Annotated in this window: 9 protein-coding genes; all 9 read left to right on the forward strand. The window is 62.7% G+C overall.

Annotation, left to right across the window (positions count from 1 at the left end):
• The first annotated feature begins 312 nt into the window (after positions 1-312).
• Complete coding sequence (locus RWT78_RS25195) at positions 313-705, forward strand: response regulator transcription factor (protein ID WP_042450864.1); 393 nt, start codon at positions 313-315, stop codon at positions 703-705.
• Positions 706-916: 211 nt separating this feature from the next.
• Positions 917-1,276, forward strand: a complete 360-nt coding sequence (locus tag RWT78_RS25200; RefSeq protein WP_003942165.1) for an NADH-quinone oxidoreductase subunit A — start codon at positions 917-919, stop codon at positions 1,274-1,276.
• An 80-nt stretch (positions 1,277-1,356) separates the two neighbouring features.
• Positions 1,357-1,911, forward strand: coding sequence for an NADH-quinone oxidoreductase subunit B family protein (locus RWT78_RS25205; RefSeq protein WP_003942234.1), 555 nt, complete (start codon positions 1,357-1,359; stop codon positions 1,909-1,911).
• A complete protein-coding gene (locus tag RWT78_RS25210; RefSeq protein WP_314681704.1) occupies positions 1,908-2,570 on the forward strand; it encodes an NADH-quinone oxidoreductase subunit C in 663 nt (220 codons plus the stop codon). Before RWT78_RS25205 ends, RWT78_RS25210 begins: the two co-directional genes overlap by 4 nt.
• Complete coding sequence (gene nuoD / locus RWT78_RS25215; RefSeq protein WP_314681706.1) at positions 2,570-3,901, forward strand: NADH dehydrogenase (quinone) subunit D; 1,332 nt, start codon at positions 2,570-2,572, stop codon at positions 3,899-3,901. The genes RWT78_RS25210 and nuoD overlap by 1 nt, the downstream gene beginning before the upstream one ends.
• Positions 3,898-4,722: an NADH-quinone oxidoreductase subunit NuoE gene (gene nuoE / locus RWT78_RS25220; protein WP_003942123.1), complete on the forward strand. Its 825-nt coding sequence runs from the start codon at positions 3,898-3,900 to the stop codon at positions 4,720-4,722. The genes nuoD and nuoE overlap by 4 nt, the downstream gene beginning before the upstream one ends.
• A 1-nt stretch (position 4,723) precedes the next feature.
• Positions 4,724-6,043, forward strand: a complete 1,320-nt coding sequence (gene nuoF, locus RWT78_RS25225; protein WP_007735149.1) for an NADH-quinone oxidoreductase subunit NuoF — start codon at positions 4,724-4,726, stop codon at positions 6,041-6,043.
• Positions 6,040-8,469: an NADH-quinone oxidoreductase subunit G gene (locus tag RWT78_RS25230; RefSeq protein WP_314681709.1), complete on the forward strand. Its 2,430-nt coding sequence runs from the start codon at positions 6,040-6,042 to the stop codon at positions 8,467-8,469. The genes nuoF and RWT78_RS25230 overlap by 4 nt, the downstream gene beginning before the upstream one ends.
• A partial coding sequence (locus RWT78_RS25235) for an NADH-quinone oxidoreductase subunit H (RefSeq protein ID WP_314681711.1) occupies positions 8,466-9,027 on the forward strand: 562 nt, incomplete at its 3' end. The genes RWT78_RS25230 and RWT78_RS25235, both read left to right, overlap by 4 nt.

The following is a 9,027-nucleotide window of genomic DNA, read 5'->3' on the forward strand; positions in this document are numbered from 1 at the left end:
GAACCAAACTCACCTTCGAACTGACCATCGATCCCTAGATCCCGCTGCCGGGCTTCCTGGTGAAGATGGCACAGTAGACGGCGCTGGAAACAGCGAGCAAGGGCCTGACGAAGTTCGTCGAAAACTTCTGAGCGCACACGCAATTCAGGCGGCCCTTACTTCCGGCGTTCATCGCCGGGTAGGGGCCGTTTGCCGTGAAGCCGAGCTGTGTTTTCGCGGAAGTCCCTGCCGATGTTGAAGATTCGCCGGTAGCCGGGGACCGCCCGGAGTAACGTCGGCCGCGTGTCCGCCGAGACCGCAGAGCCCAACTCCATGGCACCCGTGCGCATCCTCGTCTACAGCGACGACGCACACACGCGCGAGCAAGTTCGGCTCGCTCTCGGAGAGCGCCCACATCCGTCGATGCCCACCATCGACTACATCGAGGTCGCGACGGCACCGATCGTCGTAGCCAAGCTCGATGCCGGCGGAATCGACCTCGCCATTCTCGACGGCGAGGCGAGTCCGGCGGGCGGCATGGGCGTCGCGAAACAACTCAAGGACGAGATCGCCGACTGTCCACCGATCCTCGTACTGACCGGTCGACCCGACGATGCGTGGCTGGCGTCGTGGTCGAGAGCGGAAGCCTCAGTGCCGCAGCCGATAGATCCGATCGAACTTGCTTCCACCGTCATCGCGCTTCTGCGTCGACAACTGAGCCGGTGAGCACCCGTTGCAGCGGTGATTCGTTGCGGCGCCGACTACTTCGGACTTTCGAGAGCGAAACTCGGCACCCCGAAAACGAACCCAATGTCGGAGGCCTCCCCTAGTGTGGGTGTCGCAGGTCACATAAGTATCGAATTGCTGGCAGTATCGAAATCGAACGGCACCTTCGGGCTGGGCGGACATCCGCACAGCGGAGAGGAGTTCGGGTGACATGAACGCTTACATCCCCATTCTCGTCCTCGGGGTCATCGCGATGGCCTTCGCTGTGGTGTCGGTTGTTCTCGCGTCCGTGGTCGGCCCGAAGCGGTACAACAGGGCGAAACTCGAAGCCTACGAATGCGGAATCGAACCGGCACCCCGTACCGCCGGTGGCGGGCGGTTTCCCGTCAAGTTCTATCTGACGGCAATGCTGTTCATCATCTTCGACATCGAGATCGTTTTCCTCTACCCGTGGGCGGTGCATTTCGATTCGCTCGGCTTGTTCGGCCTCGCGGCGATGGGCCTTTTCATAGTCAACGTCTCGGTGGCATACGCATACGAATGGCGACGAGGCGGTCTCGGTTGGGACTAGGCCAGCGGACACAGGTACAGCACACATACGTCAGACAAAACCGGTCACACCGCAGCTGTTACGACTGAAAAGAGTCGGATATGGGTCTCGAAGAAAAGCTCCCCAGCGGATTTCTACTGACCACTGTCGAGGGCCTGGCAGGGTATGCCCGCAAAGGATCACTGTGGCCTGCCACCTTCGGGCTCGCGTGCTGCGCGATCGAGATGATGGCAACCACGTCAGGTCGCTTCGACCTGGCGCGGTTCGGCATGGAGGCATTCCGCGCGTCGCCGCGACAGGCAGACCTTCTGATCGTGGCCGGGCGGGTCAGTCAAAAGATGGGGCCGGTACTTCGTCAGGTCTACGACCAGATGGCCGAGCCGAAATGGGTTCTGGCCATGGGTGTGTGTGCGTCGTCCGGCGGTATGTTCAACAACTACGCAGTGGTACAGGGCGTCGACCACATCGTGCCGGTCGACATCTACTTGCCCGGCTGTCCGCCGCGGCCGGAGATGCTCCTGAACGCGATCATCGAACTGCACCGAAAGATCCAGGAGATGCCCCTCGGCGTGAACCGCGAAGAGGCACGCGCGGCAGCCGAGCGCGCCGCACTGGCATCCACCCCCACCATCGACATGAAGGGGCTTCTGCGATGACCGCGGGCAACAACGGATCGAGGGGGATGTTCGGGGTCCGCGGCAGTGGTGACACCTCGGGCTACAGCCGGCTCGCCCCGCCGATCTCAGTAGAGGACAAGACCTCTCGACCGTTCGGTGGATACTTCGACGAAGTTGCGGACTCCTTGGATGCCGCATTGCGCAGCGCGGGCAGCACTTTCACCGATGCAATCGAGCGGGTAGTGATCTTTCGAGACGAGATGACGCTGCATGTCGAACGGTCTCACCTCCCGCAGGTCGCGCGCAGACTGCGCGACGAATCGGAACTGCGCTTCGAACTTTGCCTGGGTGTCGATGGAGTCCACTATCCGCAGGACACCGGTCGCGAACTCCACGCCGTATATCCATTTGCTTCGATCACGCACAACCGCCGGATCAGACTGGAAGTGTCCGTGCCGGACTCCGATCCACATATTCCGTCCATCGTCGGGATTTACCCCACCAACGATTGGCACGAGCGTGAGACCTACGACTTCTTCGGGATCGTCTTCGACGGTCACCCGGCCCTGACCCGTATCGAGATGCCCGACGACTGGAAGGGCCACCCACAGCGCAAGGACTATCCGCTCGGCGGTATCCCGGTCGAGTACAAGGGCGCCCAGACTCCTCCACCCGACGAGCGTAGGTCGTACAACTGATGAACGAGACGACAGGAAGCAACTCCGGTGCCACGACGGAAACCGTCGTCACAGCATCGGGTCAGGACTGGGACGACATCGTCACCGCGGCCGCTCGCCAGCGAACCGGCGAGGCCGAACGGATCGTGGTCAACATGGGCCCGCAGCATCCGTCCACTCACGGCGTCTTGCGCCTCATTCTCGAAATCGAGGGTGAGACAGTCGTGGAAGCTCGGTGTGGAATCGGCTACCTGCACACCGGAATCGAAAAGAATCTCGAATACCGGAACTGGACGCAGGGCGTCACTTTCGTTACTCGAATGGACTACCTGTCACCGTTCTTCAACGAAACCGCGTACTGCCTCGGAGTCGAAAAACTTCTCGACATCACCGACGACATTCCCGAGCGAGCCACCGTCATTCGCGTGATGATGATGGAGCTCAATCGAATCTCGTCGCACCTTGTCGCCCTGGCAACCGGTGGAATGGAACTGGGCGCCGTGACGGCGATGCTGTTCGGATTCCGCGAACGCGAATTGATTCTGGACGTGTTCGAGACGATCACCGGACTGCGGATGAATCACGCCTACATCAGGCCTGGTGGTCTCGCTCAGGATCTACCCGACGGGTCGGTCGCGAAGGTACGAGAACTGTTGAAGATCCTACCGAAACGGTTGCGTGACGTCGAACTGATGCTCAGCGACAACTCCATCTGGAAAGCCCGCACCCAGGGAATCGGATATCTCGATCTCACCGGCTGCATGGCGCTCGGCGTGACGGGGCCGGTCCTACGCGCCACGGGTCTCCCCCACGATCAGCGTCGAGCGCAGCCCTACTGCGGCTACGAGAACTACGAGTTCGACGTCGTGACGCACGACGGATCCGATTGCTACGGAAGGTACGTCATCCGTGTCGAGGAGATGAAGGAGTCCCTCAAGATCGTCGAGCAGTGCCTCGACAAACTGCAACCGGGGCCGGTCATGGTGGACGACAAGAAGATCGCCTGGCCTGCCGATCTCGCTGTCGGACCGGATGGCCTCGGCAATTCGCAGAAGCACATCGCCAAGATCATGGAGTCGTCCATGGAGGGTCTGATTCACCATTTCAAACTGGTCACCGAAGGAATCCGCGTACCGCCCGGCCAGGTGTACGCCGCCGTCGAGTCCCCGCGTGGCGAGTTGGGTGTGCACATGGTCAGCGACGGGGGAACCCGGCCGTACCGCGTCCATTTCCGGGATCCGTCATTCACCAACCTTCAAGCGGTAGCGGCGATGTGCGAGGGAGGCATGGTGTCCGACGTGATCGCCTCGGTTGCCAGTATCGATCCCGTCATGGGCGGAGTGGACCGATGACCGGCCCGAACGGCTCGTCACGGGTGTTCATCGAACTCGGGCCGCGCCCGGACGAGCCCACGCAACTGGTACGCCCTGGCGCACGATCGAGTTATCCGCCTGACGTACTCGCCCGACTCGACGCCGATGCCGAAACCGTCATCGCTCGTTACCGTGAGCCTGACGCCGCGGCGACCACCAGTCGATCAGCCCTCCTGCCGCTCCTTCATCTCGTGCAGTCCGAGGACGGGTACATCACCCCGGCCGGGATCGATTTCTGCAGTGCCAAGCTGGGTTTGACCGGCGCCGAGGTTGCCGCCGTTTCCACCTTCTACTCGATGTATCGCCGTGGTCCGACGGGTGAGTATCTGGTCGGAGTCTGCACCAACACGCTGTGCGCGATCATGGGCGGAGACGACATCCTCGCAGCACTCGAAGAGCATCTCGGGTCAGCAGGCTCCAGAGACGAAGGCGGACACTCCATCTCGACGTCCGACGGCAAGATCACCCTCGAACACATCGAGTGCAATGCGGCGTGCGACTACGCCCCCGTCATGATGATCAACTGGGAGTTCTTCGACAACCAGACTCCGGAATCGGCGCGCTCACTCGTCGATGCGCTCCGCGCCGGAGAGCGCGTGACACCCAGTCGCGGTGCCACACTGTGTTCGTTCCGACAGACCGCACGCACCTTGGCCGGGTTCCCCGATACGCGAATCGAAGCAGCCGAAGCACAAACAATCGGCGGGGCAACTCTTGCCGGACTGCGTATCAGCCGATCTCACGACGACAACCCACCCGGTTCGGCCTCAGCAGCCGACGCTCCCGGCGAAGGGAAGTGACATGACACTCGCCCCCGTCCTGAGTCGCTACTGGGATCAACCGAACTCGTGGACTCTCGACAGCTACCTTCGTCACGACGGCTACCAAGCCCTACGCAAAGCGCTAGCCATGTCCCCCGACGCCGTGATCGAAACGGTCAAGGACGCGGGCCTTCGTGGGCGCGGTGGCGCCGGTTTCCCGACGGGCCTCAAGTGGAGTTTCATCCCACAGAGCACCGAAGACAAGCCAGGAGACGGCAAGCCTCACTATCTCGTCGTCAATGCCGACGAGTCCGAACCGGGCACATGCAAGGACATGCCGTTGATGATGGCGACCCCACACACGTTGGTCGAGGGAGTCATCATCGCGGCGTATGCAATTCGAGCGGCCAAGGCGTTCATCTACGTCCGGGGCGAGGTGGTCCCGGTCCTGCGACGTCTGCAGACCGCCGTGGCCGAGGCCTACGCGGCCGGATACCTGGGCCGCAACATCCTCGGTTCGGGATTCGACTTGGATCTCGTCGTGCACGCCGGAGCAGGCGCGTACATCTGTGGTGAGGAGACAGCCCTCCTCGATTCGTTGGAGGGACGACGCGGTCAGCCTCGACTGCGGCCGCCATTCCCCGCCGTCGCCGGCCTCTACGCCTGCCCGACCGTCGTCAACAACGTCGAGTCCATCGCGAGTGTGCCGTCGATCGTCCTGGGCGGCCCGGAGTGGTTCCGGTCGATGGGAAGCGAGAAGTCGCCGGGGTTCACGTTGTACTCGCTCTCTGGTCATGTCACCACTCCCGGCCAGTACGAGGCGCCGCTCGGCATCACGTTGCGAGAACTTCTCGACTACGCGGGCGGCGTTCGCACCGGGCACACCCTCAAGTTCTGGACTCCCGGCGGATCCTCGACTCCGATCTTCACCGACGAACATCTCGATGTCCCACTCGACTACGAGGGCGTCGGCGCGGCGGGATCGATGCTCGGCACCAAAGCACTGCAGATATTCGACGACACAACCTGCATCGTGCGTGCGGTGCTGCGGTGGACCGAGTTCTATGCCCACGAATCTTGCGGTAAATGCACGCCGTGCCGCGAAGGCACGTACTGGCTGGTGCAGATCCTGCGTCGGCTCGAAGGCGGAACAGGTACTGAAGCTGATCTCACCAAACTTCTCGACATCTCGGACACCATCCTCGGAAAATCCTTCTGCGCGTTGGGCGACGGAGCGACCAGCCCGATCATGTCCTCCCTGAAGTACTTCCGCGAGGAATACGTAGCGCATTTCGACGGCAACGGATGCCCGTTCGATCCTCGCCGATCCGTTCTCGCGACAGGAGCGTTCGTCTCATGACTGCAGCCGACGCTACCAAGAACGACGCCACCAAGACCGACACGGCACCGCCCACTGATCTGGTCACCCTCACCATCGACGGCCGGGAACTCCAGGTACCCAAGGGCACGTTGATCATTCGCGCTGCAGAGATGATCGGCACACAGATTCCGCGGTTCTGCGATCATCCTCTTCTGGACCCGGTCGGGGCGTGCCGACAGTGCATCGTGGAGGTCGAAGGTCAACGCAAGCCGGTGGCGTCCTGCACGACACCGGTTGCGGACGGAATGGTCGTCACCACACAGCTCACGTCACCGGTGGCGGAGAAGGCGCAGCGCGGGGTGATGGAACTCCTGCTCATCAACCACCCGCTGGACTGCCCCGTGTGCGACAAGGGCGGCGAGTGTCCGCTTCAAAACCAGGCGATGTCGACTGGTCGCACCGAATCCCGGTTCGGTGAGGAGAAGAGGACCTATCCCAAGCCCATCCCACTCTCGTCCGAAATCCTCCTCGACCGCGAGCGTTGCGTCCTCTGCGCCAGATGCACGCGGTTTTCGGGCCAGATCGCCGGCGACCCGTTCATCGATCTCCTCGAGCGTGGCGCGCTTCAACAGGTCGGGATCTACGCCAACGAGCCCTTCGAGTCCTACTTCTCGGGCAACACCATCCAGGTGTGCCCGGTCGGCGCGCTTACCAGTACGGCATACCGATTCCGGGCGCGACCGTTCGATCTGGTGTCCAGCCCCAGCGTGTGTGAACACTGCGCCGACGGATGTGCTCAGCGCACGGACCACCGTCGCGGAAAGGTTCTCCGCCGTCTCGCCGGGGACGACCCCGAAGTCAACGAGGAATGGAACTGCGACAAGGGCCGTTTCGCATTCACGTACACGACCCAAGGTGATCGGATCACCACCCCCCTGATCCGCAACGCTGACGGCGAATTGATTCCGGCGTCGTGGCCCATGGCACTCGACCTCGTTGCGCGATCCTTCGCGCAGGCCCGCGGTGACGCAGGCGTACTCGTCGGCGGACGCTCTACCTTGGAGGACGCCTACGCCTACGGCAAGTTCGCGCGAGTTGCTCTCGCTACCAACAACATCGACTTCCGAATCCGTGCTCATTCTGCCGAAGAGGCAGGTTTCCTCTCAGCACACGTCGCCGGCCGCACACTCGAAGAGTCGGTGACGTACCAGGACCTCGAGTCGGCCCCGGCCGCATTGCTGGTAGCTCTCGAGCCCGAGGAGGAGTCACCGATCATCTTCCTGCGGCTGCGCAAGGCCGCACGTTTCGGCAAGACGACGGTGCTCTCCAGCGCGCCATTCGCTACGCGCGGCCTGCAGAAGATGGGCGGCTCTTTGCTTCGGACCGTACCCGGAAGTGAAGCAGCTCTGATGGATTCGTTGTCTCACCCCAGCAGTGAGGAGGGCCAGCTCCTCCGGCAGCCCGGTGCAGTGATCCTGTTGGGCGAACGACTCAGTGAGGTGGCGGGCGGCTTCGCCGCGGCGGTACGTCTCGCCGAAGCGACAGGAGCTTGTTTGGCTTGGGTCCCACGCCGCGCTGGTGATCGCGGCGCCGTCGAGGCCGGCGCACTACCGGGATTGCTTCCCGGCGGACGCCCCGTTGCGGACCCGGCAGCACGTCAGGAGGTGGAATCAGTGTGGGGGGCCTCCATCCCGGCATCCGACGGGCGCGACGCCGCGAGTCTGCTGGATCCGGGGCAGACGACTGCTGCCCTTCTTGTCGGCGGCGTCGAATTGAGTGATCTCCCGAACCCGGCGAAGGCAAGGGCCGCGATCGAAGCAGCAGGGTTCGTGGTGAGTTTGGAGATCCGTCACAGCGGAGTCACCGAACTCGCCGACGTCGTCTTCCCGGTGGCACCGGTCGCCGAGAAGCCCGGAACCTTCCTCGATTGGGAAGGCCGCGAGCGCGTGTTCGACACTGCGTTGAGACCGACAGGAGTGATGCCGGATCAGCGCGTTCTCCACGCGATCTCAGCCGAGATGGGCATCGATCTGGGCCTACCCGACGCAGATTCCGCACGCTCGGAGATACACCGCCTCGGCGATTGGTCCGGATCGCGCCCCACCTCGCCTCAGGTCCCGTCAGGCACCATGCCCACACCGGCACTGGGCGAGGCAGTGTTGTCGAGTTGGCGAATGTTGCTCGACAACGGCCGAATGCAAGACGGCGAGCCCAACCTGGCGGGTACGGCACGGCTCCCACTCGTGCGTTTGTCTGCCGAGACCGCTGCCGAGATCGGCGCCGACAACGGCGATCACGTTGCGGTGTCGACTGAATCCGGTTCCATCACATTACCGTTGGAGATCACCGAACTCCCGCCTCGAACAGTCTGGCTCCCGCTCAATTCACCGGGTAGCACGATCTACGAAACGCTCTGCGTTACCGCGGGTTCCGTGGTGAAGATTGCGAAGGCGGGAGCGCAATGACCACCCACGAGTACGGGACCGTGGCAGCTCCGGTCGACCTGTCGGCGTTCGGGCACGACCCGTGGTGGTTGGTGATCGGCAAGGCTCTCGCCATTTTCGTGTTCCTCGTACTCACACCGCTGGTGGCAATTTACGCGGAACGAAAGGTCATGGCACGCATGCAGATGCGTGTCGGACCGAACCGCGTCGGCCCCCGTGGAATGCTCCAGAGTCTCGCTGACGGAATCAAGCTCGCCCTCAAGGAGGGCATCACACCGACCGGCGCCGACAAACCGATTTATCTCCTCGCGCCCGTCATCGCAGTCGTGCCCGCGTTCATGGCCTTTGCCGTCATCCCGTTCGGTCCGCAGGTGTCGATCTTCGGAACCCTTTCACCCCTGCAACTGACCGATCTGCCGGTCGGAGTTCTCTACATCCTCGCCGTGACTTCAATCGGTGTGTACGGGATCGTGCTTGCCGGCTGGTCGTCCGGATCGACGTATCCACTACTGGGCGCACTTCGATCGACCGCGCAGGTCATCTCCTACGAGGTAGCAATGGGGCTGTCCTTCGCCGCAG

Source organism: uncultured Rhodococcus sp. (assembly GCF_963525155.1).
GTDB classification, from domain to species: Bacteria; Actinomycetota; Actinomycetes; order Mycobacteriales; family Mycobacteriaceae; genus Rhodococcus_F; species Rhodococcus_F qingshengii.

Bases quoted from the DNA above. Each gene is read 5' to 3' on its own strand.
- nuoE (WP_003942123.1), top strand. From the start codon at position 3,898: ATGACCGGCCCGAACGGCTCGTCACGGGTGTTCATCGAACTCGGGCCG.
- nuoF (WP_007735149.1), top strand. From the start codon at position 4,724: ATGACACTCGCCCCCGTCCTGAGTCGCTACTGGGATCAACCGAACTCG.
- RWT78_RS25210 (WP_314681704.1), top strand. From the start codon at position 1,908: ATGACCGCGGGCAACAACGGATCGAGGGGGATGTTCGGGGTCCGCGGC.
- nuoD (WP_314681706.1), top strand. From the start codon at position 2,570: ATGAACGAGACGACAGGAAGCAACTCCGGTGCCACGACGGAAACCGTC.
- RWT78_RS25205 (WP_003942234.1), top strand. From the start codon at position 1,357: ATGGGTCTCGAAGAAAAGCTCCCCAGCGGATTTCTACTGACCACTGTC.
- RWT78_RS25230 (WP_314681709.1), top strand. From the start codon at position 6,040: ATGACTGCAGCCGACGCTACCAAGAACGACGCCACCAAGACCGACACG.
- RWT78_RS25200 (WP_003942165.1), top strand. From the start codon at position 917: ATGAACGCTTACATCCCCATTCTCGTCCTCGGGGTCATCGCGATGGCC.
- RWT78_RS25195 (WP_042450864.1), top strand. From the start codon at position 313: ATGGCACCCGTGCGCATCCTCGTCTACAGCGACGACGCACACACGCGC.